Raw genomic sequence first — 26,912 nt, 5'->3', positions numbered from 1 at the left:
CATGACGCTCGTCGCGGGCGTCGACTCCTCGACGCAGTCGTGCAAGGTCGTGGTGCGCGAGGCGGAGACCGGGCGGCTCGTCCGGGAGGGCCGCGCGGCGCACCCGGACGGCACCGAGGTCGATCCAAAGCACTGGTGGACGGCGCTGCAGACGGCTGTCGAGCAGGCCGGCGGGCTTGATGACGTCGCGGCGGTCAGCGTTGCCGGGCAGCAGCACGGCATGGTGTGCCTCGACGAGGACGGCGACGTCGTGCGGGATGCGTTGCTGTGGAACGACACCCGGTCGGCGAAGGCGGCTGCGGATCTCACCGACGAGGTGGGCGCGGACGTGTGGGCGCGGCGGATCGGGCTCGTGCCGGTCGCCTCGTTCACGATCACGAAGCTGCGCTGGCTCGCCCAGCACGAACCGGACAACGCCAAGCGCACCGCCGCCGTCTGCCTGCCGCACGACTGGCTGACGTGGCGGTTGCGCGGTGCCAAGACGCTCGCCGATCTGGTCACCGACCGCTCGGACGCCTCCGGTACCGGGTATTTCGACTCGACCGCGAACGAGTACGCGCCGGATCTGCTCGAACTGGCCTTGGGGCGTGCGGATGTCGTGCTGCCGCGGGTGCTCGGGCCCGCGGAGTCGGTCGACGGGTTCGGAGCGGGTGCCGGGGACAACGCGGCGGCGATTCTCGGTGTCGGGGCGGGCGCGGAGGTGCTGGTGTCGCTCGGCACGTCCGGAGTTGTCACGGCGACCAGCGAGGTGCGGGCGGCGGACGCTTCCGGGATCGTGGCGGGGTTTGCCGATGCCACGGGGCGGTATCTGCCGTTGGCGTGCACGCTCAACGCTGCCCGCGTGCTGGACGCGACCGCTCGCGTGCTGGGCGTTGATCTAGCGACACTCAGCGATCTGGCGCTGTCCGCCAAGCCGGGCGCGGAAGGTCTCGTGATGGTGCCGTACCTGGAGGGCGAACGGACGCCGAACCTCCCGGACGCGACCGGCGCATTGCACGGGCTGACGCTGACCAACGCCACGCCTGCCAACATCGCGCGTGCGGCTGTTGAAGGCATGCTCTGCGGTCTCGCCGTGGGGCTGGATGCGTTGGCAGAGCAGGGTGCGGACGTCACGGGCGTACGGCTCGTTGGTGGCGCAGCGGTTTCTCCTGCCGTGCGGGAGATCGCACCGATGGTGTTCGGTGTGCCCGTGACTGTGCCAGCGCCCGGTGAGTACGTCGCCGACGGTGCGGCGCGCCAGGCCGCGTGGACACTCACGGGCGGGACGACGCCGCCGGCGTGGGCGGGCTCGGACAGCCGCAGGTACGAGGCCGAGGCACTGCCGGAGATCCGCGAGCGATACGGCGACGCAGCGCAGCGATACTTGAGTCGATGACCACCGTCGACCACCTGCGGCAGGTTCGCCTCGGCAACCTGCGGACGGTCCTGCTCGCACTCGTCGACCGCCCCGGTTCGCGGGCCGACCTCGCGGCCCGCACCGGCCTGACCAAGGCGACGCTGTCCAACCTCACCGAGCCGCTGCTGGCGGCCGGTGTGCTGGTCGAGGAACCCGCCACCCTCGCGGGCATGGGCAGGCCGTCCAAGCCGTTGCGGTTCCACCCGGACGGCCCGGTCGCGGTCGGCGCGGAGATCAACGTCAGCCACCTCGCCGTCGAGACCCTCGGCCTCGACGGCGAGACGATCAGCCGTCACCTCGTCCCCGCCGACAACCGCCACGCCACCCCTTCCGAGCTGCTTGATCGCGTTGTCGCACTGATCCGCGAGATCACCCCGCAACGCAGGCTGCTCGGCGTCGGCCTCGCGGTGCCGGGCGTGGTCCACGACGGCGTCGTCGTGCGCGCGCCGAACCTGCCGAAGCTGGTCGGCGCCGGACTGGCCGCCGATCTCAGCGCGCGCCTCGGCCTCGACGTCGAACTGGACAACGAGGCGAACCTCGCCGCACTGGCCCACCTCTGGCCGCGCCACCTCACCGGCGAGGACTTCGTGCACGTCTCCGCGGACGTCGGCATCGGCGCCGGTGTCGTGCTCAACGGCGAGATCTACCGCGGCGCCAGCGGGTTCGCCGGCGAGCTCGGCCACGTCGTGATCGAACGCAACGGCGTGCGCTGCACGTGCGGCAGCCGCGGGTGTGTGGAGCGGTACGCGGGCCTCGACGTCATCCTCCGCGAGGCGGGCCGCAGAAGGCTCGACTCGCTGGTCAAAGCCCTGGAAGCGGGCGATCCCGCAGCACTCAAGTCCGTGCACGACGCGGGCGAGGCGCTCGGGGTCGGGCTGGCGACCCTGATGAACCTCTTCGACGTGCCGACCGTCGTGCTCGGCGGCAGCTACGCCGTGCTGTACGAACACCTCAGCGCCGCCGTTCAGTCCGAAATGGACGGAAGGGTGCTCGCGGACGGAGAACGGCACACCCGGTTGCTCGCCTCGCCTCTCGGCGAGTTCGCCGTGGTGCGGGGTGCGGCAGGACTGGTCACCCGGCAGGCCGTGCACCAGCCCGAGCGCCTTTTCGCTTAGCCAGCCCGCCGAGCGTCACGGCGGCCAGTCCCAGCACCAACGAGACGTATCCCCCGACGATGCCGTAGCCGGTGCCAGGGCCACCCTTGGCCATGAGCACGACCATCACCCCGAGCGCAGCCCCCAGCACGCCCGCGACCAAGGCCACGACCGCACCCCGGCGCCGCGACAACGCCAGCGCGCCGAAGACGATGCCCACCAGGCCGAGCGCGGCGCCGACCAGGGACCACGCACGTCCCGCGGTCATTTCATAAGCAGCAGCAATGAGTGTCATGGGCACAGCATGTTCGCCGAACCTGGGACAGGTCGTCGTGCGAGCGCAGACAACGCATACCGCAGGCGCAGTACGTCGCATCTCCTCCCCACGCAGGATCTACCAGCGCGAACACCGGTCTAAAGTGCACCCATGAGGGGCCGCTGGCTGGACTGGGCGATCGCCGCCGGAGTGGCGGCGAGCCTCGTGGTGGCCGGACATCCCGCCACCATCCCCGCCTACGCGCTCCTGGCAACGAGCGGACTCGCCCTGGCGGCACGCAGGACCGCACCGATCGCCGTCCTCGCCGCCACCGGTCTCCTCGCGCTGGGCTATCAGGCGCTCGGATCAGACGTACCGGTGATCGCGTTCCTGTTCGCCGTCTACTCGACGATGCGGGCGGGCCACCGCCTGATCACCGTCGCCGGCTCCGTCCTGATGCTGGCCGTGCTCCCCCTGGCCGCACTCGTCTCGCCGCGCGACCTGACCACGTACGAGGCGTTCGCGCAGTCCCGTGACGTCCTCCAGATCGCCTGGCTCATCGCGGCCGCCGCAGCGGGTGAGGCGCTCCGGCAAGCCGAACGACGAGCAGACGAAGCCGAACGCACCCGCGAGGAGACCGCGCGCAGGCGTGCCAACGAGGAACGCCTGCACATCGCGCGCGAGTTGCACGACTCGCTCACCCACCAGATCTCGGTGATCAAGCTGCAGGCCGAGGTCGCGGTCCACCTGGCCCAGAAGCGAGGCGAGGACGTGCCCGAGCCGCTGCTGGCGATCCGCGACGCCGGCAGAGAGGCCGCCAGGGAGCTGCGGGCGACGTTGGAAGCCCTCCGCGATGACGACAAGAACCCGCCGCACGGCATCGACGACGTCCAGGAACTGGTGCAGCGAGCGCGATCCGCCGGACTCGACGCACAGCTGACGATCGAAGGAGAGCGCAACGACGTGCCCGCCGCCGTGGAACGAACCGCTTACCGGATCGTGCAGGAGTCGTTGACCAACATCGCCCGGCACGCCGCCGCCGCGTCCGCGAAGATCAGCATCGACTACCGGCCGGACGCGCTCCTCATCCGCGTCGAGGACGACGGCACCGGATCCCCGGGAACGGCGAATCCGGGCGTCGGACTGCTCGGCATGCGGGAACGGGTCACCGCGCTCGGCGGCAAGCTCGACGCGGCGCCCCGAGACGAAGGCGGCTTCGCCGTGCGCGCCGAACTCCCGGTGGCGCAGCCGTGATCCGCGTGCTGCTCGTCGACGACCAGCCGCTGATCCGCAGCGGGTTCCGGGCGTTGCTCGACGCCGAGGACGACATCGAGGTCGTGGCCGAGGCGGCGGACGGCGAAGCGGGCGTTCTGCAAGCGCGGCAACACCTTCCGGACATCGCGCTGATCGACGTCCAGATGCCGGGCGTCGACGGCATCGAGGCGACCCGGCGCATCGCCGCGGATCCTGCCCTCAGCGGCACCCACGTCGTGATCCTGACCAACTACGGCCTGGACGAGTACGTGTTCGACGCGCTGAAGGCCGGCGCGGCCGGGTTCCTGGTCAAGGACGTGCTGCCGGAGGACTTCCTGCACGCCGTCCGGGTCGCGGCCCGCGGCGACGCGCTGCTCGCACCGTCGATCACCCGCAGGCTGATCGACCGCTTCGTCAGCCAGCCGTTGCGGCCCAACCACAGCCTGACGCAGCTCACGGGCCGCGAGCGCGAGGCCGTCACGCTGGTCGCGCGTGGGCTGTCCAACGACGAGATCGCGCAGCGCATGGTGATCAGCCCGCTCACCGCGAAGACGCACGTCAACCGCGCCATGATGAAGCTGCACGCCCGCGACCGCGCGCAGCTCGTCGTGATCGCCTACGAGTCAGGCCTCGTCGAGGTGTAGCGCGGTCCGCAACCAGCCGAGGCTCGACGCGATCCACGGCAACGCGACCGGGTCATCGCTGCGCAACGGTTCCAGGTCCGGATACAGGCAGAACGCGGCTTGCGGCGGGCGGCACGCTTGAGCAGGTCGGCGGAGGCGCAGGTGCCGGTCGGGTTGTCCGGCACGGTGAGGATCAGGATGCGCGGGTCCGCACCCGCGGCACGCGCGGCGGTCCGGGCGGGTTCCCACAGGTCCGGGTCGGGAACACCACCTGCAGAGGCGGGGATCGGGACGCCGATGACGCGCTTGCCGGTGAGCTGGGTCTGGGCGGCGTAGGGACACCCACGACGGCACCGGGAGCACGACGTCGCCGGGCAACGCGGCCAGCGCGGCGTAGAGCAGCGCCTTGCTGCCAGGCGCAACAATCACCTGGTCAGGGTCCGTGGGCAGGTCACTGCGGGCGAGGTCGCCGGAGACCGACTCGCGCGCACGGGAGGAGCCGGCGACAGGTCCGTAGCCGTTCTCACCCGCGGCGGAAGCGTGCACCGAGGCGGCCTCGGGGAGGACCGGGCGACCTGCCTCGCCGAAGCCGAGGTGGAGGACGGGGCTGCCGGCGATGTGCTGGTGGGCGACTAGATCCACCGGTGCTACTACGTGGACGAGCAGGCGTGAACGGGCTCCACCGGGCACCCGGCCGCGAGCCAGGTGCTCGTGCTCTCGTGGGCGGCCGTGATGAGCTCGCGGGAGTGGCTGAAGTCGCCGGGTGAGACCCGCAGCGGGCACAGCGACGGCACCACGCGCAGGTCGACGGAGTCCCGGTAGCGCTCGACGTCGCGCGCCAGCCGGTGGTTGACCAGCAGTGTCAACGCCTGCAGCGCGATCCCCACGGCGCTGCGCGGCGGTGACGTGAGGGCGCACGCGTACCCCGTTGGCAGCACCCAGATCCGGTCGGCGCCGAGCTCGAACGCGTGGGACACCGGGGCGTTGTTCACTGCGCCACCGTCGACCAGGTACCTGCCGTCCAGCAGCAACGACGGGAACACCGCGGGGATCGCAGTGCTCGCCAGGACGGCGTCGACCGCGTTTCCGCTGGAGAGCAGGACTTCCGCGCCGGACAGCACATCCGTTGCACCCACGTGCGCGGCGATCCGCGTCCGGCCGAGGTCGAGGTCGCCCAGCGACCTCGTCAACAGGCGGCGCAGCGCGGAGTTCGGCACGAGGTGGTCGCGGAAGCCCAGCAGGCCGAGCAGGCCGCGCACCGGTCTGATCGGGAAGACGTCCGTGCGCGACAGGCCGGTCCAGAGCTCGACCAGACCGTCCACATCGGACGGGTTGGCGGCGTACCAGACCGCGTTGGCGGCGCCGACCGACGTGCCCACCACGAGATCGGGGCGGATGTCCGCCTCGGTCAGCGCGGTGAGCATGCCGACCTCGACCGCGCCCAGGCTGCCCCCGCCGGCGAACACGAACGCGGTCGTCATCCCGTCATCGTCGACCCGCGCGCAGGCCCGCGCGAGTGGCCATTTCATCCCTCACGGGTGACTCGCGTCCTCCTTTCCCGTACCAGCCTGAGGAAAAACGAAAGGTGGCGACGTGGCCAAAGGAGATGCGCCCAGTGCGGAGAAGCAGAGGCTCAGTGACGCCGGTCCGTGGCGGAGGTGGGGACCGTATCTGAGTGAACGGCAGTGGGGCACGGTCCGGGAGGCGTTCGGCGGCGGGGACGCGTGGGAGTCGTTCACCCACGACCAGGCGCGCTACCGCGCCTACCGGTGGGGTGAGGACGGGCTGGCCGGGTTCAGCGACGACCAGCAGAGGGTGTGCCTGTCGCTGGCGCTGTGGAACGGCACCGACCCGATCCTCAAGGAGCGGCTGTTCGGCCTCACCAACGGCGAGGGCAACCACGGCGAGGACGTCAAGGAGTGCTACTTCTACCTCGACGCCACGCCGACGGCGTCGTACCTGAGGATGCTCTACAAGTACCCGCAGGCGAAGTTCCCCTACGAGGACCTGGTCGCGACGAACGCCGGGCGCGGGCGGCACGACCCGGAGTACGAGCTGCTCGACACCGGGGTGTTCGACGACGACCGCTACTTCGACGTCTTCGTGGAGTACGCCAAGGCCGGGCCGGACGACGTGCTGATGCGGGTCACCGCGCACAACCGCGGGCCGGAGGAGGCGACGCTGCACCTGTTGCCCACCTTGTGGTTCCGCCACACCTGGTCGTGGGCCGGAGACGTGCGCACGCCGACGCTGCACACCTGCGCACCCGGCGCGGTCCGCGTCGAACACCCCGATCTCGGGGCGCGGTGGTGGTACGTCGAGCCGCCCGCACCGATTCTGGTGACGGAGAACGAGACGAACGACGAGCGCGTGTTCGGCTCCCCCAACGTCAGCCCGTACGTCAAGGACGGCATCGAACGTGCTGTGGTGCACGGAGAACTCGACGCGGTCGCCCCGGACGGCGTGGGCACCAAAGCCGCCGCACACCACGAGGTGCGCATCCCTGCCGGACAGAGCGCCACCGTCCGGGTCCGGTTCACCGACGCGAGCGCCGCCGAGCCGTTCGCCGACTTCGACGCGATCCTCTCGCAGCGGCGCGACGAGGCCGACGACTTCTACGACGAGGTGCTGGGCGGTGAGCCCCGCAGCGACGAACGGCTCGTCTGCCGGCAGGCGCTCGCCGGGCTGCTCTGGTCGCAGCAGTACTACGCGTTCGACGTGGAGCGCTGGCTGACCGAACGGGGTGCCGACCCGCTCGGCGCGGACATCGGACTGTCCAATCAGGACTGGCGGCATCTCGTCGCCGAGGACGTCATCGTCATGCCGGACAAGTGGGAGTACCCGTGGTTCGCGGCGTGGGACCTGGCGTTCCACGCGGTGCCGCTCGTCGTCGTGGACCCGGAGCTCGCCAAGAGGCAGATCGAGCTCCTGCTGACGCGCCGCTACCTGCACCCGAACGGCCAGATCCCGGCGTACGAGTGGAACTTCAGCGACGTCAACCCTCCCGTGCACGCGTGGGCGGCCTGGTTCGTCTACCAGCACGACCGCGACCGGGAGTTCCTCGTCCGCGTGTTCCACCCGTTGTTGCGCGCGTTCACCTGGTGGCTCAACCGCAAGGACGCCGACGGCCGCAACCTGTTCCAGGGCGGGTTCCTCGGGCTGGACAACATCGGCGTGTTCGACCGCAGCGCTCCCCTGCCGACCGGCGGCCGGATCGACCAGGCCGACGGCACCGCGTGGATGGCGCTGTACTGCCAGAACCTCGTCCAGATGGCATTGGAACTCGGAAAGGAGGACCCCACCTACCTGGAGCACGCCGCCACGTTGCTGGAGAACCTCGCCTGGATCGCCGCTGCCACCGGCCACGTCGGCAGCGGCCTGTGGGACGAGGAGGACGGGTTCTTCCACGACGTGCTGCGGCACCCGGACGGTCGCGCCACACCCTTGAAAGTCCGGTCCGCCGTGGGCCTCCTGCCCCTGGCCGCGGCGACCGTGATCAGCGCTGAGGTGCGGCGCGACCACCCCGGTCTGGTCGACGGCATGCGCGAGTTCCTCGACCGGCATCCCGCGGTGCGCGAGGCGTTGTGGGGACACGGCGCACAAGCCGACGCTTCGGGGCCGGTGTTGTTCTCACTGTTCGACGAGTCGCGCCTGCGCCGGATCCTCGCGCGGATGCTGGACGAACGCGAGTTCTTCGGCCCGCACGGCATCCGGTCGTTGTCGCGCTGGCACGAGGAGCATCCGTACGCGCTGGTCGTGGATGGTGTGGAGCATCGCGTCGGCTACCTGCCCGCCGAGTCCGACAGCGGCATGTTCGGCGGCAACTCGAACTGGCGCGGGCCGGTGTGGTTCCCGATCAACGTCCTGGTCATCCGCGCGTTGCTGCACCTGCAGGAGTACTACGGCGACGGGTTCACCGTGGAGTGCCCGACCGGGTCCGGGCGGCACCGGACGCTGCGCGAGGTCGCACGGGACATCGGTGACTCCCTCCTCGACACGTTCCTGCGCGGCGTGGACGGCCGGCGTCCGGTCCACGGTGGACAGACGCGGTACGCCGACGACCCGCACTGGCGGGACCTGCCGCTGTTCTACGAGTACTTCCACGGCGACAACGGCGCCGGCCTGGGTGCGAGCCACCAGACCGGGTGGACCTCGCTCGTCGCCCTTCTCCCCGGGATGGTGACGCGATGAGCTGGCCGGAGCGACCGGTGATCTACGAGGTCAACACCGCGGTGTGGCTGGGTGAGCTCTCGTGCACGCTCGCCGACGTTCCCCCGGAGGCCTGGAACGCCGTCACGCCGGCCGGGGTCGACGCGGTGTGGCTGATGGGTGTGTGGGAGCGCAGCACGCTGGGGCTGGCGATCGCTAACGCGCATCCCGGGCTGCGGGCGTCGTTCTACGAGACACTGCCGGACCTGCGGGTGGAGGACGTCGCCGGATCGCCCTACTGCGTGCGGCGTTACGCCGTGGCCAGCGAGTTCGGTGGCGACGAAGGGCTCGCCAAGGCACGGGCGGAGCTCGCTTCCCGTGGTGTGCGGCTGATCCTGGACTACGTGCCGAACCACGTGGCGCCGGATCACCCGTGGGTCGTCGAGCACCCCGAGTTCTTCGTGCGCGGCGATCTCGACGACTACACCGCTGATCCGCAGAGCTGGCTCATCGTCGGGGAGAACGTGATCGCGCGCGGCAAGGATCCGTACTTCCCCGCGTGGCCGGACGTCGTGCAGCTCGACGCGTTCTCGCCCGCGTTCCGGGCCGCCGCGACGATGACGCTCGCGAGCGTGGCCGCGCGTTGTGACGGCATCCGGTGCGACATGGCGATGCTCATGACGAACGAGGTGTTCTCGCGGACCTGGCAGGTTCCCCCGCCCTCCGCTGACTTCTGGCCGGAGGTCATCGGCGGGTTGCGGGCGGAGCACCCGGAGACGGTGTTGATCGCCGAGGCGTACTGGAACATGGAATGGCCGTTGCAGCAGCAGGGTTTCAACTTCTGCTACGACAAACGGCTCTACGACCGGCTCGTCGCCGGTGATGTGTCCGGTGTCCGTTCGCACCTGCTGGCCGATCCCGGTTACCAGTCGCGGCTGGTCCGGTTCCTGGAGAACCAGGACGAGCCTCGGGTCCTGAGCGAGCTCTCCCCCGCCGCCGCACGGGCCGCTGCGGTCGTGATCGCGACACTGCCGGGTGCGACGCTGTGGCACGAGGGCCAGTTCGAGGGCAGGCACGTCCGGCCGCCGGTGTTCCTGGCTCGCCGTCCTGACGAGCAGCTCGACGACGACCTGGCCGGCTGGTACCGGCGGCTGCTCGCGATCGTGGCCGATCACGGGGTGCGGCGTGGCGTCTTCCGGCTGCTCGATGTCCAGGGCTGGCCGGACAACCGGTCGTGCGAACGGCTGCTCGCGTGGGAGTGGACGGCGGCCGACGGTGCGCGGCACCTCGTGGTGGTGAACTTCTCCGACCAGACCGCGCAGGGACTGATTCCTGTTGACTGGCCGGAGAAGTACACCGATCTGCTCGACGGTTCCGTCTACGAGGCCGCTAGTCCGCTGTACGTGGAGCTGGGGCCTTGGGGGTGTCATCTGTTCGTGGCGGCCTGAGCAGTGCCGCCACCCAGCCGGCTGCCGGGTCGAGGTCGACCAGGAGCACCTTCACCAGCACGGTGAGCGGTACCGCCAGCAACGCGCCGAGCGGTCCGAGCACCCAGGCCCAGAACACGAGCGCCAGGAACGTCGCGGTGGTGGAGAGCCCCGCGGCGTTCCCGGTGAAGCGCGGCTGGATCAGCGACTGCACCACGAAGTTCAGCACGCCGTAGAACGCCAGCACGGCCAGCGCTTTGCGCGGGCCGTGCTGCAGCAGTGCGAGCACCGCGGGCGGTGCCACCCCGAGCAGGAACCCGATGTTGGGGATGTAGTTGGTGACGAACGACAACACGCCCCACAACAGGGCGAGCGGGATGCCGAGCAACAGCAATGCCACCGTGTCCAGCACCGCGACGACGAGCCCGAAGATCGTGGTCACCAGCACGTAGCGGCGGGTTCTCCTGGCGAACTCGGACAGCGCTTCCCGCAGGTGCGGCCGGTCCAGCGCGATCTCGGCCAGTCGTGACTTCGCCCAGCCGACCTCGACGCCGAGGAACAGCAGCAGTGCCGCCAGGAACACCAGGCTCGTGGTGAGGCTCGTCAGCTCCGTCAGCAGTCCGCCGATCGCGCCGGCCAGTTGCCCGCGGTCGATGTCGTGGAGCGCGCGCTCGGCCCTGACAACCAGCTCCTGCCGGGCGAACTCGGGCACCATCGAGGCGAGGCGCGCACCGGAGGCGATGACCGTGCCGGCAACGACCGCGAGCACGCCGTAGACGAGCACCACCACCGCGAGCGTCGCGAGCCACGGTGGCGCGCCGCGGCCGCGCAGCCACCGGTGCGCGGGGCTGACCGCGATCACGACCAGCAACGCCAGCATCGCCGGCGCCACCAGCCACGCGATCGCCCGCACACCGGCGACCACGACGACCGCGGCCGCGCCACCGAGCAGGATCGTGAGTGCTCTTGGCATCAATGGTGGTGTGTCGGTTCGAGCCTGGTGGTGTTCACATCCGCCTGGGAGCCGTGCACGACCACCGCCCAGATCACCGTGACGCACAAAGCGATGACGATCGTGGACCACAGCGGGTGCACCGACACGAACGCCAGTTGCGCCACCGCGTTGATCACCGCCAGCACCACGGCCACCACCCGCGCCCACGCGGCACCGGAGAGCAGCGCGCCGCCCGCGAGCGCCACCAGCACACCGATCACCAGGGTGATCCAGCCCCAGCCGGTGAGGTCGAAGACGAGCACCTGCTCCTCGGTCACGACGTAGTACTCACCGCGGAACAACGCCACCAGCCCCTCAATGGCGTTGAAGGAGCCCATGACGATCATCATGATCCCCGCGAACCAGATCCAGCCCAGCCAGCCTGTGTCCCGCATCGTGCCTCCGAAGTCTTGAGGTTGTGCGGCAACCGTGGCACCGGCGTCCGGTGCGGATCTTCACCCGCGAAGGGTGAGGACGGCACGGTGCGGTTCTCGGACAGTGGCGGGCATGGCCACTTTGACCGTGTGGAAGTTCGACACCTCCGACGGGGCGCGCTCCGCGCTCGACCTGTTGCGCAAGCTCCAGGAGCAACAGCTGATCACCATCCGCGACGCGGCCTACGTGTACTGGGAGGCCGACGACAAACGCCCGAAGACCAAGGAGCTCGGCAAGCTCACCGGCGCGGGCGCGCTCGGCGGGGCGTTCTGGGGCCTGTTGTTCGGGCTGATCTTCTTCATCCCGATCCTGGGCGCGGCGATCGGTGCGGGCGTCGGCGCGCTGGCCGGCTCGCTGTCCCGCGCGGGCATCGACGACGACTTCGTCCGCGACGTCCGGGACAGCGTCACACCCGGCACGTCCGCGCTGTTCGTCATGTCCGAGCACGCGGTCGTCGACAAGGTCGCCGACCAGTTCAAGCAGACCGGTGCTCACCTGATCACCACGAACCTCTCGGCCGAACAGGAAAAGCTGCTGCGGGAGACGTTCACGTCTTGAACCGCGGCGTGATCACGGCGGTGGCACGGCCGGTGGCTTCAGTCGGGGTGATGCTGCTGGTCTACTACCGCCTGCCGATGGACCAGCCGGAGGACGGGTACACCGTGCTCCGGCTGGTCTGCGGTCTGCTGCTGGTCGTCGCCGTGCTGTGGTGGCAGGTGCGGTTGATCCAGCGGTCGGCTCGCCCTTTCTGGCAGGGCGTGCAGGCGTTGGCGCTCGCGGTCTCCTTGTTCCTGCTGGTGTTCGCCCAGGCCTGCTTCCTGTTGGAACGGCATGATCCTGGGAGTTTCAGCTCTGCTTTGAGTCGCACGGACGCGCTCTACTTCGTCGTCACCGTGTTCGCCACCGTCGGATTCGGTGACATCGTGCCGGTCTCTCCGTTGGCGCGGGTGGTGGTGACCGTGCAGATGCTGTCCAACCTGCTGTTCTTCGGGGTGGCGTTGAAGGTGGTCCTCATGGCCGTTCGCCGGACCGGATGAACAGCGCGAGCACGAATCCCGTGGCCCCGAACAGGACGAGCATCGTCAGCGCCGCCTGATACGGGTGTCCCGCACCGACGAGCACCGAACCGACGAGCGCGGTTCCCAGTGACGATCCCAGGTTCGACACGGCGCGGGACACCCCGGACACGTCCGCCTGGTCCTCGTCCGGCCACCGCGACTGCACGACGTTGACCGACGCCGTCAGCATGATCCCGATGCCGGCGCCGATGAGGAACAGTCCTTGCTCCGGTTGGAGCGTGCCGACGATCGTGAGCGCGAATCCCGCGCGGATCAGGGTGTTCTGCTTGTGCTTTCGCGCCAGCCGGCCCGCCAGTGCGGACGTGACCAGCATGCCGATGGTCGCGGGCAGCAGGGCCAGGCCGGTGCCGATCGCGGTGAAGCCTTGTTCCTGCTGCAGGTGCACGGACAGCACGAAGAAAGTGCCCTGCAGCACGAGCCACTGGACCAGCTGCGTGCCCAGGCCGAGGTTCGACGTGCGGTCCTTGAACAGCTTCGGGTCGCACAGCGGGTTCTTCGATCTGGTGATGTGCCAGGCGAACCCGGCTAGTGTCGTCGCTCCCGCCGCGATCAGCAGCCAGGTCGTGGCTTGCCAGCCGTTGACGTTGGTGCGCAGGAAGCCCAGGACGATCAGTGTCAGACCGGCGCCGGACAGGAATGCGCCTATCAGGTCGAACTTCTGCCGTCCGGTCGTCGGTTTCGGGAGTCTGCGGGCCATCACGATGATCACCGCCACCACCGCGACCTGCAGCAGGAACGAGGCCCGCCAGCTGAACGTGCTCGTGATCAGTCCTCCGATGAGCGGTCCCGCCGCCGCGCCCAGGCCGCCCGCGCCGCTGACCATGCCGAACCCTCTTGCTCGCGAGGTCGGATCGGTGGTCAGTGCCGTGACGAGGATGTAGATCGGCGGGATCATCAACGCCGAACCGGTGCCCTCAAGGAACGCGTAGCCGACCAGGAGGAGGCCCGGTCCGGGTGCCAGCGCGGCGAGGAGGGCGCCGGTGCCGTAGATCGCCAGGCCGATGACGAAGCAGCGGCGGCGGCCCCAGATGTCGGTGAGCTTGCTGCCCGGCACCATCAGCGCGGCCATGACGAGCGTGAACAGGGTGATCGTGGTCTGGACGCCGGTGATCGTGGTGCCCAGGTCGTCGGCGATGGTGCTGATGGCGACGTTCATGTTGGTGGCGGCGTAGCTCGCGATGAACTGGGCCAGCGCCAAGGGAAGGATCTTCACGCCGCACCGCCGCACTCGGTGCGCCCGCCGGACTCGATCCGCCCGCCGGACTCGATCCGCCCGCCGGACTCGATCCGCCCGCCGGACTCGATCCGCCCGCCGGACTCGATCCGCCCGCCGGACTCGATCCGCCCGCCGGACTCGATCCGCCCGCCGGACTCGATCCGCCCGCCGGACTCGAACCGCCCGCCGCACGCGACACGGCCCGCGCGCTCGCCCGATCCGGCCTGCCCCGCTCCTCCGCTCCGCCGGGCGTCCCCACCTCCTCCGCTCCGCCCGGCGTGCCCAACTCTCCTGTCCCACCCGGCGCGCCCGACTCCCCCGCCCCGGTCGACACGCCCCGCACCCTCACCCCATCCGCCGTGTCCGGCGCGCCCGTCCCGCCCGCCTTGCCCAGCCAGCCCGCCCGACCCGGCGTGCCCGACTCCCCCGTCCCACCCGGCGCGCCCGACTCCCCCGCCCCGGTCGACACGCCCCGCACCCTCACCCCATCCGCCGTGTCCGGCGCGCCCGTCCCGCCCGCCTTGCCCAGCCAGCCCGCCCGACCCGGCGTGCCCGACTCCCCCGTCCCACCCGGCGCGCCCGACTCCCCCGCCCCGGTCGACACGCCCCGCACCCTCACCCCATCCGCCGTGTCCGGCGCGCCTGACTCCCTCGTCCCATCCGGCGCGCCCAGCTCCCCCGTCCCACCCGGCGCGCCCAGCTCCCCCGCCCCACCCGGCGTGCCCGACTCCCCCGTCCCACCCGGCATTCACGCCGTTCCCGGCGGATGGCCGAGCTCGTCCAGCGCATTCCGCGACAGACCACCACCCCAGCCACCGCGCCCACCCTCCACACCGCCCAATCCCGTTGCCGCCCAACGCCCCCATCACACCCCGTCCCCCGCACGCAGGTGCTCCGCCGCCTTGCCCAGCAACGCGTGCACCACCCGCAGCACGTCCGCCACGCGGTCCCGGTGCTCCCGCAGCACCTCCACCTGCCGCGCCGCCTCCCGCACCATCCGGTCGGCGCGCTCGCGGGCGGTCGCTTCGATCTGCCGCGCCTCCCGCAGGCTTTCCTTGCGGCGCAACGCCATCGCGAGTTCGAAGTCCGAGTTGACCTGTTCGCGGTGGCGGGCGGCGGCCTCGTCCAGCCGGCGGCGGCGGGTCTCGCCCTCGCGGACCAGGCGGGCCATGCGTTCGCGCGTTGTGGTGATGAGGTCGCGGTGTTCGGCGTGGGCCTCGCGGGCGGAAGTCCAGACGTGGTCCTCGATGGCGCTGGCGCGTTCGGCGATCGACGCGGCCTCGCCCAGCGCCGCGTCGACGGCGTGGCGGAGGCGTTCGCCCACCGAGTCCGGGGACAGCGGCTGGCGGCACAGGCGGTCGATGCGGTCGCGCAGCGCGCGGTTCTCCGCGCGGGCCGCTTCCAGGTTGCGGGCCAGCGACAAGGCTCTGGCCTCGGCCGCGTCGCGGTCGGCGGCGAGCAGGTCGAGGTCGTGCGAGGTCTCGGAGATGAAGTGGCGGACCTGGTCGCGCCGGTAGCCGAGCCACGCCACGTCGAAACCGGTGCGCAGCGGCACCAGGTCGGTGGTCACGACCGCACCAGGGTGAGTGGTGCCCGGCAGAGGCCGCCGATGTCCGCGAAGGGTGCGGAGGTGATCACGTGGACGCGGGTGCCGCTGAGCAGTGCGGCGCGCACGGCCACGTCGGCCAGCAGGCCGCAGCGGCGGGTCGGGGACCAGCCGGTGGCCACGTCGGCCGGGGACGGGCCGTACCAGGCGGTGGCGGTGAAGTCCTCCGGGTAGCCGACCAGCAGGTCGTCGAGGCGGCCCGCGGCGAGCGCGGCGAGGGTGTCGTCGGCACCTTCGACGGACAGGTGGTGGGTGCGGCCGCGCGCGTGGAAGTCGGCCAGCACGTCGTCGGTCCAGGAACGGGCCGCGGCCAGCGTTTCCGTGGCGATCCGGGTCGGGGTCAGGTCGGTGCCGGTCCACCGGACGACGACGTTGCGGCGGACGGGGGCGGGCAGCGCCTCCCACAACGCGCCCACCACCTCGTCCTCCCCCGCCATCACCAGCAGCCTGGCCTCGTGCCGGTCCAGGAGTTCCGCGCACGCCACCGCGGCCGATTGCACGCCCTGCCGCCACGACCCCGCCGGGTAGCTCAGCACCACGCGCCGCGCGTCGCCGGACACCAGTTCGGCGCTGTCGCGGCCCGCTGCCACCGCCACGCGCGCCGGGCGGTCCTGCACCCAGGCGAGCAGCGGCAGCACGTGGGCGGGTGAGCTGAACCAGGCGAGGTCCAGATGGCGCAGTCCAGGGGTGTGGAAGACGCGCGGCGGCAGTTCCTCGCCCGCGAACGCCACGAGCGTGTCGGCCTTCGGGTAGGCGGCGCGGGCGCGTTCCAGCACCTCGCCGACCGTGTCCACCAGCTCGGCGTCGGCGCCGTCGCTGTGCAACTGGTCGCTCAGGCGGGTCCAGCGCGCCCGCCACCCCAGCAGCGGGGTCGAACCCAGGTACACCGACGCCACGGGACGGGCTGGTCGGACCACGTCGACGAGATCACGCAACGAAAGTCGGCTGCTCATGGCCCACAGGTTCGGCGGGCGGCACGGCCCGCTGCTTCACCCGCCGCAGGTGATCCCCCTGCCCCGCGGCACGTCGCTACCGCCCGCGACGGGGGAGGCCGCACCTGTGCGGGCACGGGCAGCGTCAGGGCGGAGGAGGTGACCGATCTTGAGCCGTCAACCCGACCGGTCCCGGTCCCGCCGCATCGTGCTGGCCGTGGCCGTGTTCATGGCCGTCGTCGTCACCGGCGACGACGAGGACTGCGCACCGCCGTCCGGCACCCTCGCGACCTTGACGCTGCTCCCGCGGCTGATGGGCGCATTGGGCCGGGGGGTGGTGCTGATTTCCCTTCCAGGCAAGGCGATCGACTCGGAATGCCCAGTTCCGCCGTGATGCGGTTCGATCACGCGATCATGATCCGACAACTCCATCGGGAGACCAAACGCGATGTCCGACAGTTCGGAGTGTGAGCCTTCCAGCCCTGAGACCAGTCAGGCCAAGCTGCGCGCGCCTGCACCGGCCACGCCCCTCGTACCCCGCGACCACCTTCTCTCCACTGTGGACGATCACGTGTCGTCCGCGCCGGTCACGATGGTCACAGGCCCGGCGGGGTGCGGCAAGACCGCGCTGATCGCCGAGTGGGCGCGGCGCCGCACGGAGCGGGTTGCGTGGCTGACACTCGACGAGCACGACAACAGACCATCCCGGTTGCGTGCGTCGATCCGCGACGCGCTCGCGCTCACCGAGGCGATTCCGTTGTCCGAACCGGGTTTCTCGTCCGCGGTCAGCGCCGCTTTCGACGACGCACCCGCTGCGGTGGTCCTGGTGCTCGACAACGTGCACGAGATCCGCGACGCCGAAGCTCTAGCCAGCATCGACCTCCTCACCCGGCAGCCACCAGACCGGCTACGACTGGTGCTGCTGGGCCGCTTTCCCCCCTCTCTGCACCTCGCCCGGCTGCAGCTGGAGGGACGGCTGCGCGAGGTGCAGCCGCACGAGTTCGCGTTCACCCGCACGGAGACCGACGCGCTGCTGACAGCGCACGGCCTCCAGCTCTCCGGTGAGGACGTCGAACTTCTGCTGGGCCACACCGAGGGCTGGATCGGCGGGTTGCGGTTCGCGATCATGCGGCTGGCCACGACCGGCGCACGGCCGGGCGACCTGCTCATGTTCGCCGGTCTGGACCAGGTGGTGAGCAGCTACCTGGGTGAGGAGGTGTTGGCGCGACATCCCCAACGGGTGCGCGACCTGCTCGTCGCGACGAGCGTGTGCGACACGGTCAGCGCGGATCTGGCCGGCGCGCTGACCCGGCACGCCAGCCCCGGCGTGGTGCTCGACGCGTTGGAGCACACCAACTCGTTCGTCAGCAGGCTGGAGACCGCACCCGAGTGGTACCGCTGCCACCCGGTGCTGCGGGCACACCTGTCCGCCGAGCTGCGCCGTTCGCGCCCGAGCGACGAGTCGGCGTTGCACCGCACGGCCGCGCATTGGTACCACCGGCACGCCGAGCCGGCCGCAGCGCTGCGGCACGCGTTGCGGGCCGGTGACGACCAGCTGACCGCGGACATCGTCGAACATTCCGTGCTGCCCCAGGTGTTGCGGGAGGGCAGCGCGCGGTTGCGATCGGTGTTCGACGCGGTGCCGGGACACGTGCTCGCCCGTCCCCAGGTCGGCGTGGTCGCCGCACTGGTCGCGATGGACGCGGGCGACGTCGCGGCCGCGGACCGGGTGCTAGCGGGCCTCGGCGTGGAACCGCTCGCCCTGCGCCAGGACCGCGTGCGGGTGCTGCACGCCACGGCGTTGGTGCGCCGCGGCCGGTTCGACGCGCACACGGGCGAGGCGCTGCGGGTGATGGCCCGCACGGCGACCAGACCCGGCGGCACCGACGCCGAGGTCGCCGCGCTGCTCAACCGCGGCGTCGCGGCGCTGATGTCCGGCGACCACGCGGGCGCCGAGTCCGACCTGGTCCGCGCGGCCGCACTGGCCCGCACCGAACGGTTCGACCACGCGGTGCTGGACTGTCAGGTCCACCTGGCGGCGCTGACCAGCGCGGCCGGCGACATCCAGGCGGCGGCTCGGCAGGCGGGCGAGGCGCTGGCGTTCGCCGAGGAGAAGGGCTGGCAGTCGCACTTCGTGTGCGCGCTCGCTTACACGTTGCTCGGCGTGCAGGCGTATCTGCGACTGGACGACGTACGTGCTGCGGAGTTCTCCAGCCGCGCGGTGCACGCGCTGGGCGACCGGCCCGACCCGGCCACCGGTCTGGCCGTGTCCACTTTGGACGCTGCCGTGTCGTTCCCGACCTCGGGAGACCCGCGGGCGGTGGTCGGGCGCATCCGCGAGCAATGGCGGGACGTCGCCACACGCCAGGTGACGCCACCTCTCATCGCGCACATCGCCCCTGCCGTGCAACGGATAGCGCTGCGCTCGGGCGACGAGCAGTGGGCGAGCGCCATGCCCGACCAGGTGGAGGCGATGTTCGGCCCGTGCGGGGAGCAGGCGGTGCTACGTGCCGTCATGCACACCCATCACGCCCGCGTGAGCCAGGCCCGCAAGATCGTCGAGCCACTTCTGTCCGGCGAGCTTCCTGCCTTGGCGGCACCGACCGTCGTCGACGGCTGGCTGCTGGAGGCCGTGCTCGTCGACCGCGCGGGCGACCAGCGGCGCGCCCACGAGGCCGTCACTCGCGCACTGGCCGCCGCCGAACGCGTCGGCGCGCTTCGTCCTTTCGTCAACGCCGGCAAGCCGATCCGCGACCTGCTGGCCCGCGGTGCCGGCCGGTTCGGCAAGCTGGAACCGTTCGCCACCACCACGATGACCGCACTGCCCACCTCTTCCGACTCCGCGGACGTGTTGACGAGTCGTGAACGAGACCTGCTCGTAGAACTGCCTTCCATGCGCACCACCGAGGAGATAGCCGACTCGCTGTTCGTTTCGGTCAACACGGTGAAGACCCACCTGCGCGGCATCTATCGCAAGCTCGGCGTGAACCAGCGCCGTGACGCAGTGCTGGCGGCCAGGCGTCTGGGTCTGATCTAGCTCTCTGTCGCGGATTGGCCACTTGGGCCGACGGTCCGCGCGCGCCACACTTGATCCACGCGGGCACCACCGTCAAGCCCGTTTCACTCGCCATCAGCGAGATTCTTCTTCCGCACCAACGGCACCCCCGGCCGTGCGTCGCTTTGTGCTGCGCACAGCCGGGCGGGGTGCCGCCAGTTCTAGATACGAGCGACCTCAGAGGAGGCCAACAGGAACGCACCCACGCCGAAGTTCGCGGTGTGGTTGCGCCCGACCGGCTGGTGGTCCGACGGCTGCTGCCCCATGCCCTGCACGTACCCGAGCCGTCCGTTGGTGTGCACGGCCACGCGCAGCATCCCGTCCCACGCCTTCATCGCTACGGGGCGGTACGTGTTCGCGTTCAGCACTCCGGCCCTGATGCCCCACGCCAGGCCGTAGGTGAAGAACGCCGTGCCACTGGTCTCCGGGCCCGGATAGTTGTTGGGGTCGCCCAGGTTGACGTTCCAGAAGCCGTCCGCGCGCTGGACTCGCGCCACCGCCGCGGCCATCTTCCGGAAGTCGGTTTCGTAGCCGGCGCGGTAAGGCGATGACTGCGGAAGGACTTCGAGGGTCTTCGCGAGCGCGGCGATCGCCCAGCCGTTGCCGCGCGACCAGTAGATGTTCCGGTTGACGTACTTCCCGTCACGCCACCAGAGCCCGTCGTTCCACAGCCGCTGCCGCGTCCACCGGTACAGCCGGTCACCGTAGTCGGACTTGCCGAGCCTGGCGAAGATCGGCAACGCCATGTGCAGCGCGTCGACCCACCACCAGTAGTCGGTCCTGCCGGTCGCGATGGTCGCGTCGATCTCGCGCACGATGGCGGCTCGGCGGCGTGGTTCGGGGTTGTCCTCGTAGAGGTCGAGGTAGGCCTGGCCTGCTGCCTGGTGGTCGGCGAAGTGCGGGTTGCTCGAGGACGACCTCAACCCGAAGTTGTGCCGGTTCGCCCAGCTCAGGGAGTAGTCGCGGTACTTGGTGTCCTTGGTGGCCTTGTAGAGGGCCATCACGCCGCTGTGCAGGGTCGCGTCCTGCCAGTCGTTGCCGCCGAGGCTCATGGTGCGGATCCAGTGGTCCGCGACCGCCCGGCCGGTGTCGAGGGGGCCGGCCAGCGCGGTGACCGGGCCCGCTGTTCCAGGGGCTGCCAGGGCTGTTCCAGGGGCTGCCAGGGCTGTTCCGGGGCCGACGAGGGGCAGGGCCGAGGCCCCGAGGAGGAACGAACGCCGCCTCACCATCAGGTTCTCCAACCTGTGACATGGGCGGCGTCGGTTTCCATTAGAGCGGGGATTCGGGTCGGCCGACCAGGGTTTCGCGAGATCCCGGTACCCCCGGCGGTACAGGTCGAACACCGTCGCCGGAGCACGGGCTTCGAGCGACCTTCGTGGCGGCGAGTCCGGATGCGCCGGAACGCGCGGCTGTGGCGGCGGGTCCGGGTGCGCTGCAATGCGCGGCTGTGACGGCGAGTCCGAGTGCCTTGGAGCGCGCGGCCATCGCGGCAAGTCCGGGTGCGCTGCAATGCGTGGCCATCGCGGCGAGTCCGGGTGCGCTGGAGCGCGCGGCCATCGCGGCAAGTCTGGGTGCCTTGGAGCGCGCAGCCCAGGCCGCCCTCGTAGTGGCAGGTCTGGGCTGCGCTGCAATGCGCGGCCATCGCGGCGAATCCGGATGCCGAGGGGTGCGCGGTTCTGGGTGGCCGTCGCATCAGCGACTCCAGCTGCCGTGGAATGCGCGGCCGTGGCGGTGAGTCCAGGTTCAGTGGAATGCGCGGCCGCGGCGGTGAGCGACCACACAGATCCATTGGAAACACACGGGATCCCGGTGCCGTTGTAAAGAGTGGTCGGTGCGGTTCGTGTCCCCCGGGCCTCACCTCTATCGCCTTCGCGGAAGACCGTTCGGCTGGTACCGCGTTGTGCCCACCGCCGAGAGGCGACCGCCGCACCGACCATTCACAGACTCGCCCTCAGGCCGGCACTCTCCCCCGACGGCCGGCCTGGGGGCGTCCCGCACGCAGACCGCAAACCGCACCCCACCGCGTCTAGCCCGCGAACCCACGCGATGCCGGCGGCCGCCAGATCTCGCCCTCAGGTCGGTACTCCCCCGCCGGCCGGCCTGAGGGCCTCCCGCAACCCGAAGACGCAGTCAGGCGATGCCGGCCGCGATCAGCTTCGCCCAGATCTCGCCCTGATCAACCACCTCGACGCCGAGCTTCTCGGCCTTCGTCAGCTTGCTCGCGCCTACGCCCGCGCCGGTGATCAGCATGTCCGTGGTGGTCGACACCGATGAGGCTGCCGTCGCGCCGGCGCGCTCGCACATCTTCTGGAACGTCGGGCGGGTGACCTTTTCGCCGGAGCGCGGGTCGCTGATCGAGCCGGTGATGACGACGGACTTGCCCTCCAGGGGTGCGCCGGCCACGACCACCGGCGGCAGGTCCTCGGAGCGCACCTCCAGGGACACGCCGCGTTCGCGTAGCCGCTCGATCTCGGGGCGCAGGCGGGCCAGATGTGCGGTCAGGGACTCGGCGACCTTTTGCCCGATGTCCTCCACGGCCACGAGCTTTTCGACGCCGGCGTCGGCCACCTCTTCCAGCGAGCCGAAGCCCGCGCGGCACAGCCTTGCCGCCGTGCCTTCGGAGGCCATCGGGATCGAGAGGCCGATCAGGGCTCGGCGCAGGCCCACGGAGCGGCTGCGGTCGATCGACTCGATCATGCGGGTCGCGGAGACGTCGCCGATGCGGTCGAACTCCAGCAGGCGTTCCTTGGTCAGGGCGTAGAAGTCGGACGGGTTCACCAGGTCGCCGGTTTCAGCGAGGCGTTCGATCCACACCTGGCCGATCGCGTCGATGTCCGCGGCGGCGCGGGAGGACCAGTGGATCAGGCGGCGCACGGTTTGGGCCGGGCAGGTGGCGTTCGTGCAGAACAGCTCGCGGCTGTTGCCCTGTTCGGTCAGGGGCTCCGAACACGACGGACACACCGCGGGCGGGATGATCTCGCGCTCGGCGCCGGTGCGCTTCGACTCGTCCAGGACGCCTGCCACGAACGGGATCACGTCGCCCGCGCGGCGGACCAGGACGGTGTCGCCGATCTTGATGCCTCGGGAGCGGATCACCTCCTGGTTGGCCAGGGTGGCTCGGGTGACCGTGGTGCCGCCCACGAAGACCGGCTCCAGCCAGGCCACCGGGGCGATCTTGCCGGTCTTGCCCACGTCCCAGACGACGTCCATCAGGACCGTCGTCTTCTCCTCGGCGGCGAACTTGTACGCGATGGCGCCGCGCGGGGAGCTGGAGCGGGTGCCGGCGGCGGCGAACGCGTCGCGGTCTGCCAGGCGGAGGACGGCGCCGTCGAGGTCGTAATCGAGCGAGTTGCGGGCCTGCTCGATGCCCCCGATGAGCTCCTGGGCTTCCGCTGCGGTGGAACAGTGGCGCATCTCGGCGACGCTGAAGCCGAGCTTGCGCAAGCCCGCGTCGAGGTCGGCGTCGGCGCTCTCCGGCTCGGTCGTCAGGTCGAAGGCGAAGAACTGCATGCGCCTGCCCTCGACGGCCTTGGGGTCCTTGGCGCGCAACGTGCCCGCGGCGGCGTTGCGGGGGTTGATCAGAGGCTTGTCCGGGTGCGCCTTGTTGTACGTGTCGAACGTCGAGCGCAGCATCACGCACTCACCACGCACCTCGACGCGACCCGGCGCGTCGACCTTGTCCGGCACGCCGTCGCACAGCGCCCGCGTCAAGAAGGTGACGTCGTCGCCCGTCGTGCCGTCGCCACGGGTGACCGCGCGCGCGAGCCGGCCGTTCTCGTACACCAAAGCCAGAGACAACCCGTCGAGCTTGGGCATGACGACCACGGGCTGACCGGGGAACCGGGCGAAGAACGCCTCGACCTGCTCGGGCTTGTTCGCCTTCTCCAGCGACAACATCGGCCGCGAGTGCCGCACCGGCGCGTGCAGCACCGACGGCGCGCCCACGTGGTCCAGCGGGTTGTCCGCAGGTGCCAGCTCCGGGTGCTCCGCGACCAACGCGCGGAACTCGTCCTCCACCGCGTCGTACTCGGCGTCGGCCACCAGCGGCTCGCCCTGGTAGTACGCCTCGCGCAGCTCCACGATCCGCGCGGCCAGCTCCTGAATACGGTCCCCAGCACTCATGGTCGGCACGTTACCCGGCAGCACTGACAATTCCGTGCAGTCACGATCGAGTGCCGCTCAAGCGCTCCCAGAGCCACCCGAACCGGTCTGTCCGCCACAGCTGAGCGCCCACGACGAGTGTCGCCCCGAACACGGTCGGCCACGCCCGTTCGCCGTAGACACCGCGCTCGGTCCAGCTGCGCGGCGAGTCCACCGGCCGGAACGCGGCTTCACCACCGGCCACACGACCACCAGACCGATCGGCACCAGGCACCACCAGCCGATCGAGGTCCGGCTCCAGATCGCCGGCAGCGTCGCCGGAATCGCCGCGAACCGCGTCGACACGCTCCACGGGTTCGCGTGCCGCCGCCACGCCTCGTCGTCCATCCGGAACGCCCGCGCCACGAACTCAACGTCCATTCTGGACCTCCGGGTAAGCCGACAGGAACCGGTCGTCCGCGAACAGCCCGTGCGTCAACATCTCCAGACCGGCCACGGCACCCCGCACCGCGACCGAGGTCTCCGCCGGATCACCACCGAGCAACCGGCCCACGTGCTGCCCCAGCACAAGTGGCGCCAACAACCAGGACACATACGTCACGGCCCGAGCGCGCGCGTCCGAAGAAGGCCGCACCCACCCCTCAGCCTCCCCCTCGGCCAGCCACGACGAGGTCCGCTCCACGATCGAGTCGAACGGGGCGTGGCGGCCTGCAGCACCTCCGCGAGTTCAACCGAGGAATCGACCCCTCCAGAACGTACGCATCGCACGCCTGTCGCAGCCCTTCCTTCGACCCGAAATTGTGCAGCACCAGCACCGAACCAGGTCAATCGCCACGCAGGGTCAGCACCACCCGCAGCACGTGCTCGACGGCCGCCGGGAACACCGCCCCGCGCAGCTCATCGCGGTGCGCGAGGGTCTGACCTGCGAACTCGAGCATCCGCTCCGGCCCCACCCGCCGGACGACGAGCGCGGCGACCTCCTCCAGGTCGAGGCCGGGGTTGTCGAGGCGGGTCAGCGCGAACTCGACGATCAGTTCTTCCTCGGTCACCGGCCACCTCCTCGGGAGTGATTCGTCGAATTCTCCCACCGATACAGATCGAAAACATGCGCTGGACCGACGATCGGCCTCACCCGCACGCTGTGGTCATGAAGTTCCTGCGGTCAGACGCCCGCGCCTGGAGGTGCCCGCCCACGTCCACGAACGTGCGGGCCTTCCACGTGCAACTCCCGGACTACGCGCCCACCCCGCTGACCGAACTCCCGGCCCTCGCAACGGAACTCAACGCCGGCCGGGTGTTCGTCAAGGACGAATCCTCTCGCCTCGGCCTGCCCGCCTTCAAGGCCCTCGGCGCTTCCTGGGCCGTCCACCGCGTCCTCGAGAACCACCCGGGACCGGTCACGCTCACCACCGCCACGGACGGCAACCACGGCCGGGCGGTGGCCCGCATGGCCATGCTCTTCCACCAACGCGCCCACGTCTTCGTGCCGCGAAACGTGCACCCGCAAGCCGTCGAGGCCATCAAGGCCGAAGGTGCCGAAGTGACCCTGGTCGACGGCTCCTACGACGACGCGGTCAGCCTCGCGGCCAAGGCCGACGGGATTCTGGTGCAGGACATGGGCTGGCCGGGCTACGAGGAGATCCCGGCCTGGATCGTCGAGGGTTACGGCACGCTCTGCACCGAGATCGACGAGCAGCTCGAAGACGAAGACCCAGACCTCGTCGTCATCCCGGTCGGCGTCGGCTCGTTCGCCCAGGCCGTGATCACCCACTACCGCAGCAAGAACTCACGCACGCGGCTGCTCGCGGTAGAACCCGAGAACGCCGCCTGCGTCCTGAAAAGCCTCAGGACGAACGAGCGCAGAACCATCCCGACGAGCGACACGATCATGGCCGGCCTGAACTGCGGCACCCCGTCGGCCACCGCCTGGCCGTTCCTGCACAACGGCCTCGATGCCGCGGTCGCCATCTCGGACACCGAATGCGCCCAGGCGGTCAGCGATCTCACCGCGCTCGGTGTCCACTCCGGACCGTGCGGCGCCGCACCGCTCGCCGGGCTGCGCGCCATCCGCGACGACCTGGGCGAACTGGGCACCGTCGTGCTCATCAGCACCGAAGGTCAGGCCGCCAACCCCCGGGGAGACACCAGGTGAACCCGCGCGACCTGCTGGCCGAGCTCATCGCGATCGACTCGGTCAACCCGGACCTCGTACCCGGCGGCAACGGCGAACAAACGATCGTCGACTTCTGCGCCGACTGGCTGAGCGCCAACGACTTCGAGATCCACCGCCTGGAGCAACGACCAGGCCGCCCCTCACTCGTCGCCGTCAAGAAGGGCTCCGGCGGCGGCAGGTCGCTGATGCTCAACGGCCACGTCGACACGGTCGGCACCGCCGGCTACGACGGCGACCCGCTCAAGCCCGAAGTCAAAGACGGCAAGATGTTCGGCCGTGGCACGTTCGACATGAAAGGCGGCGTCGCGGCCATGATGGTCGCCGCCGCCAGAACCAAAGACCTGCGTGGTGACGTCATCGTGGCGTGTGTCGCCGACGAGGAGCACGGCAGCTTCGGCACCGAAGAGGTGCTGCAGCACTTCACCGCAGACGCCGCGATCGTCACCGAACCGAGCCATCTGGAAGTCACCCTGGCGCACAAGGGTTTCGTGTGGTTCGACGTGGAGATCGAGGGCAGGGCGGCGCACGGTTCACGACCGGAGCTCGGCGTCGACGCCATCGCCAAGGCCGGCCACTTCCTGGTGGCGCTGGAACAACACGGCCACGACCTCGCCACCGGCCCGAAGCACCACCTCCTGGGCACCGGCACCGTGCACGCCTCGCTGATCAGCGGCGGCGAGGAGGCCTCCACCTACCCGTCGGCCTGCCGGATCACCCTGGAACGCCGCACCGTGCCCGGCGAGACCCCCGACCACGTCGAGAACGAGCTCACGCAGATCCTGGACCACCTCACCGCGACCGTCCCGGACTTCAAAGCCGCGCTCACCCGCGGCCTCGCCAGAGACCCGTTCGAGGCCGACCCGGACGCGGAGATCGTCCGCACCCTGATCGCCAACCTCGGCGCACCGCCGGTGATCAGGGCGGAGCCGTTCTGGACCGACTGCGCCCTGCTCGCCGCCGCCGGCATCCCGTGTCTGTTGTTCGGCGTCGACGGCGCGGGCGCGCACGCCGCCACCGAGCACGTCGACCTGGCTTCCCTCGACCGCCTCACCGACGTCCTGACCGGCACGATCACCGAGTTCTGCGGCTGATATGCCGAAGTCAGCCGCACGAGACCACCGT

General features: G+C 70.6%; 26 protein-coding genes. 12 read left to right on the top strand and 14 right to left on the bottom strand.

Going from position 1 to position 26,912, the window contains the following annotated elements; translation table 11 throughout:
* Position 1 precedes the first annotated feature (1 nt).
* Both LFM09_RS18150 and LFM09_RS18145 read left to right on the top strand, forming a co-directional pair.
* Positions 2 to 1,375 (top strand): xylulokinase, encoded by a 1,374-nt coding sequence (locus LFM09_RS18150; protein ID WP_414097648.1) that lies wholly within the window; start codon positions 2 to 4, stop codon positions 1,373 to 1,375.
* Positions 1,372 to 2,511 (top strand): ROK family protein, encoded by a 1,140-nt coding sequence (locus LFM09_RS18145; protein WP_414097647.1) that lies wholly within the window; start codon positions 1,372 to 1,374, stop codon positions 2,509 to 2,511. The genes LFM09_RS18150 and LFM09_RS18145 overlap by 4 nt, the downstream gene beginning before the upstream one ends.
* On the opposite strand, the gene LFM09_RS18140 is transcribed toward LFM09_RS18145, so the two are convergent.
* Positions 2,468 to 2,785 carry a DUF6223 family protein gene (locus LFM09_RS18140; protein ID WP_414097646.1) on the bottom strand — a complete coding sequence of 106 codons (318 nt, stop codon included), beginning with the start codon at positions 2,783 to 2,785 and terminating at the stop codon, positions 2,468 to 2,470. The two genes, LFM09_RS18145 and LFM09_RS18140, sit on opposite strands and share 44 nt — an antisense overlap.
* 132 nt (positions 2,786 to 2,917) lie before the next feature.
* Between LFM09_RS18140 and LFM09_RS18135 the strand changes: the two genes are divergently transcribed.
* Together LFM09_RS18135 and LFM09_RS18130 are read left to right on the top strand one after the other, a co-directional pair.
* Positions 2,918 to 4,000: a sensor histidine kinase gene (locus tag LFM09_RS18135; protein WP_414097645.1), complete on the top strand. Its 1,083-nt coding sequence runs from the start codon at positions 2,918 to 2,920 to the stop codon at positions 3,998 to 4,000.
* The gene (locus LFM09_RS18130) at positions 3,997 to 4,644 is read left to right on the top strand and encodes a response regulator (RefSeq protein WP_414097644.1); all 648 of its coding nucleotides are present in this window, start codon (positions 3,997 to 3,999) and stop codon (positions 4,642 to 4,644) included. Before LFM09_RS18135 ends, LFM09_RS18130 begins: the two co-directional genes overlap by 4 nt.
* On the opposite strand, the gene LFM09_RS18125 is transcribed toward LFM09_RS18130, so the two are convergent.
* Positions 4,624 to 5,265: an aminotransferase class I/II-fold pyridoxal phosphate-dependent enzyme gene (locus LFM09_RS18125; protein ID WP_414097643.1), complete on the bottom strand. Its 642-nt coding sequence runs from the start codon at positions 5,263 to 5,265 to the stop codon at positions 4,624 to 4,626. The two genes, LFM09_RS18130 and LFM09_RS18125, sit on opposite strands and share 21 nt — an antisense overlap.
* Before the next feature lie 8 nt (positions 5,266 to 5,273).
* A complete protein-coding gene (locus LFM09_RS18120) occupies positions 5,274 to 6,104 on the bottom strand; it encodes a patatin-like phospholipase family protein (protein WP_414097642.1) in 831 nt (276 codons plus the stop codon).
* 112 nt (positions 6,105 to 6,216) lie between these two features.
* Here LFM09_RS18120 and LFM09_RS18115 point away from each other — a divergent pair, with 112 nt between their 5' ends.
* Entirely contained in the window at positions 6,217 to 8,814 is a 2,598-nt protein-coding gene (locus LFM09_RS18115) for an MGH1-like glycoside hydrolase domain-containing protein (protein ID WP_414097641.1), read from the top strand.
* Complete coding sequence (locus tag LFM09_RS18110; protein WP_414097640.1) at positions 8,811 to 10,220, top strand: alpha-amylase family glycosyl hydrolase; 1,410 nt, start codon at positions 8,811 to 8,813, stop codon at positions 10,218 to 10,220. Before LFM09_RS18115 ends, LFM09_RS18110 begins: the two co-directional genes overlap by 4 nt.
* Here the strand turns inward: LFM09_RS18110 and LFM09_RS18105 are convergent.
* Entirely contained in the window at positions 10,162 to 11,172 is a 1,011-nt protein-coding gene (locus LFM09_RS18105; protein ID WP_414097639.1) for an AI-2E family transporter, read from the bottom strand. The two genes, LFM09_RS18110 and LFM09_RS18105, sit on opposite strands and share 59 nt — an antisense overlap.
* Positions 11,172 to 11,588, bottom strand: a complete 417-nt coding sequence (locus LFM09_RS18100) for a hypothetical protein (protein ID WP_414097638.1) — start codon at positions 11,586 to 11,588, stop codon at positions 11,172 to 11,174. The genes LFM09_RS18105 and LFM09_RS18100 overlap by 1 nt, the downstream gene beginning before the upstream one ends.
* A 112-nt stretch (positions 11,589 to 11,700) precedes the next feature.
* Between LFM09_RS18100 and LFM09_RS18095 the strand changes: the two genes are divergently transcribed.
* Positions 11,701 to 12,186, top strand: coding sequence for a DUF1269 domain-containing protein (locus tag LFM09_RS18095; protein WP_414097637.1), 486 nt, complete (start codon positions 11,701 to 11,703; stop codon positions 12,184 to 12,186).
* Entirely contained in the window at positions 12,183 to 12,665 is a 483-nt protein-coding gene (locus LFM09_RS18090) for a potassium channel family protein (RefSeq protein ID WP_414097636.1), read from the top strand. The genes LFM09_RS18095 and LFM09_RS18090 overlap by 4 nt, the downstream gene beginning before the upstream one ends.
* Here LFM09_RS18090 and LFM09_RS18085 read toward each other — a convergent pair.
* The 4 genes from LFM09_RS18085 to LFM09_RS18070 form a co-directional block, all read right to left on the bottom strand.
* A complete protein-coding gene (locus LFM09_RS18085) occupies positions 12,640 to 13,920 on the bottom strand; it encodes an MFS transporter (RefSeq protein ID WP_414097635.1) in 1,281 nt (426 codons plus the stop codon). The two genes, LFM09_RS18090 and LFM09_RS18085, sit on opposite strands and share 26 nt — an antisense overlap.
* Entirely contained in the window at positions 13,917 to 14,675 is a 759-nt protein-coding gene (locus LFM09_RS18080; protein ID WP_414097634.1) for a hypothetical protein, read from the bottom strand. The genes LFM09_RS18085 and LFM09_RS18080 overlap by 4 nt, the downstream gene beginning before the upstream one ends.
* Before the next feature lie 113 nt (positions 14,676 to 14,788).
* The gene (locus LFM09_RS18075; protein WP_414097633.1) at positions 14,789 to 15,493 is read right to left on the bottom strand and encodes a hypothetical protein; all 705 of its coding nucleotides are present in this window, start codon (positions 15,491 to 15,493) and stop codon (positions 14,789 to 14,791) included.
* Complete coding sequence (locus LFM09_RS18070; RefSeq protein WP_414097632.1) at positions 15,490 to 16,482, bottom strand: hypothetical protein; 993 nt, start codon at positions 16,480 to 16,482, stop codon at positions 15,490 to 15,492. Before LFM09_RS18070 ends, LFM09_RS18075 begins: the two co-directional genes overlap by 4 nt.
* 148 nt (positions 16,483 to 16,630) lie before the next feature.
* Between LFM09_RS18070 and LFM09_RS18065 the strand changes: the two genes are divergently transcribed.
* Entirely contained in the window at positions 16,631 to 16,855 is a 225-nt protein-coding gene (locus LFM09_RS18065) for a hypothetical protein (protein WP_414097631.1), read from the top strand.
* Positions 16,856 to 16,909: 54 nt separating this feature from the next.
* Positions 16,910 to 19,498, top strand: a complete 2,589-nt coding sequence (locus tag LFM09_RS18060) for a LuxR C-terminal-related transcriptional regulator (RefSeq protein ID WP_414097630.1) — start codon at positions 16,910 to 16,912, stop codon at positions 19,496 to 19,498.
* 179 nt (positions 19,499 to 19,677) lie between these two features.
* On the opposite strand, the gene LFM09_RS18055 is transcribed toward LFM09_RS18060, so the two are convergent.
* From LFM09_RS18055 to LFM09_RS18035, 5 genes are all read right to left on the bottom strand, one after another.
* Positions 19,678 to 20,745 (bottom strand): glycoside hydrolase family 88 protein, encoded by a 1,068-nt coding sequence (locus tag LFM09_RS18055; RefSeq protein WP_414097629.1) that lies wholly within the window; start codon positions 20,743 to 20,745, stop codon positions 19,678 to 19,680.
* A 901-nt stretch (positions 20,746 to 21,646) separates the two neighbouring features.
* On the bottom strand, positions 21,647 to 23,638 hold the full coding sequence (gene ligA, locus LFM09_RS18050; RefSeq protein WP_414097628.1) for an NAD-dependent DNA ligase LigA: 1,992 nt from the start codon (positions 23,636 to 23,638) through the stop codon (positions 21,647 to 21,649).
* Positions 23,639 to 23,695: 57 nt separating this feature from the next.
* Positions 23,696 to 24,004 carry a DUF6653 family protein gene (locus tag LFM09_RS18045; protein ID WP_414097854.1) on the bottom strand — a complete coding sequence of 103 codons (309 nt, stop codon included), beginning with the start codon at positions 24,002 to 24,004 and terminating at the stop codon, positions 23,696 to 23,698.
* A 22-nt stretch (positions 24,005 to 24,026) separates the two neighbouring features.
* Positions 24,027 to 24,299: a hypothetical protein gene (locus tag LFM09_RS18040; protein WP_414097627.1), complete on the bottom strand. Its 273-nt coding sequence runs from the start codon at positions 24,297 to 24,299 to the stop codon at positions 24,027 to 24,029.
* A gap of 142 nt (positions 24,300 to 24,441) precedes the next feature.
* Complete coding sequence (locus tag LFM09_RS18035) at positions 24,442 to 24,666, bottom strand: hypothetical protein (protein ID WP_414097626.1); 225 nt, start codon at positions 24,664 to 24,666, stop codon at positions 24,442 to 24,444.
* 98 nt (positions 24,667 to 24,764) lie between these two features.
* On the opposite strand from LFM09_RS18035, the gene LFM09_RS18030 reads away from it, so the two are divergent.
* Both LFM09_RS18030 and LFM09_RS18025 read left to right on the top strand, forming a co-directional pair.
* Entirely contained in the window at positions 24,765 to 25,769 is a 1,005-nt protein-coding gene (locus LFM09_RS18030; RefSeq protein WP_414097625.1) for a pyridoxal-phosphate dependent enzyme, read from the top strand.
* Positions 25,766 to 26,881, top strand: a complete 1,116-nt coding sequence (locus LFM09_RS18025; RefSeq protein ID WP_414097624.1) for an ArgE/DapE family deacylase — start codon at positions 25,766 to 25,768, stop codon at positions 26,879 to 26,881. The genes LFM09_RS18030 and LFM09_RS18025 overlap by 4 nt, the downstream gene beginning before the upstream one ends.
* Positions 26,882 to 26,912: the final 31 nt, after the last annotated feature.

This window comes from Lentzea alba (genome assembly GCF_047445655.1).
Classification (GTDB): domain Bacteria; phylum Actinomycetota; class Actinomycetes; order Mycobacteriales; family Pseudonocardiaceae; genus Lentzea; species Lentzea alba_A.
This window is presented reverse-complemented; position numbering and strand designations above follow the sequence as displayed.

Bases quoted from the DNA above. Each gene is read 5' to 3' on its own strand.
- LFM09_RS18150 (WP_414097648.1), top strand. From the start codon at position 2: ATGACGCTCGTCGCGGGCGTCGACTCCTCGACGCAGTCGTGCAAGGTC.
- LFM09_RS18145 (WP_414097647.1), top strand. From the start codon at position 1,372: ATGACCACCGTCGACCACCTGCGGCAGGTTCGCCTCGGCAACCTGCGG.
- LFM09_RS18140 (WP_414097646.1), bottom strand. From the start codon at position 2,785: ATGACACTCATTGCTGCTGCTTATGAAATGACCGCGGGACGTGCGTGG.
- LFM09_RS18135 (WP_414097645.1), top strand. From the start codon at position 2,918: ATGAGGGGCCGCTGGCTGGACTGGGCGATCGCCGCCGGAGTGGCGGCG.
- LFM09_RS18120 (WP_414097642.1), bottom strand. From the start codon at position 6,104: ATGACGACCGCGTTCGTGTTCGCCGGCGGGGGCAGCCTGGGCGCGGTC.
- LFM09_RS18110 (WP_414097640.1), top strand. From the start codon at position 8,811: ATGAGCTGGCCGGAGCGACCGGTGATCTACGAGGTCAACACCGCGGTG.
- LFM09_RS18105 (WP_414097639.1), bottom strand. From the start codon at position 11,172: ATGCCAAGAGCACTCACGATCCTGCTCGGTGGCGCGGCCGCGGTCGTC.
- LFM09_RS18100 (WP_414097638.1), bottom strand. From the start codon at position 11,588: ATGCGGGACACAGGCTGGCTGGGCTGGATCTGGTTCGCGGGGATCATG.
- LFM09_RS18095 (WP_414097637.1), top strand. From the start codon at position 11,701: ATGGCCACTTTGACCGTGTGGAAGTTCGACACCTCCGACGGGGCGCGC.
- LFM09_RS18070 (WP_414097632.1), bottom strand. From the start codon at position 16,482: ATGAGCAGCCGACTTTCGTTGCGTGATCTCGTCGACGTGGTCCGACCA.
- LFM09_RS18060 (WP_414097630.1), top strand. From the start codon at position 16,910: ATGTCCGACAGTTCGGAGTGTGAGCCTTCCAGCCCTGAGACCAGTCAG.
- LFM09_RS18055 (WP_414097629.1), bottom strand. From the start codon at position 20,745: ATGGTGAGGCGGCGTTCGTTCCTCCTCGGGGCCTCGGCCCTGCCCCTC.
- ligA (WP_414097628.1), bottom strand. From the start codon at position 23,638: ATGAGTGCTGGGGACCGTATTCAGGAGCTGGCCGCGCGGATCGTGGAG.
- LFM09_RS18045 (WP_414097854.1), bottom strand. From the start codon at position 24,004: ATGGACGACGAGGCGTGGCGGCGGCACGCGAACCCGTGGAGCGTGTCG.
- LFM09_RS18030 (WP_414097625.1), top strand. From the start codon at position 24,765: ATGAAGTTCCTGCGGTCAGACGCCCGCGCCTGGAGGTGCCCGCCCACG.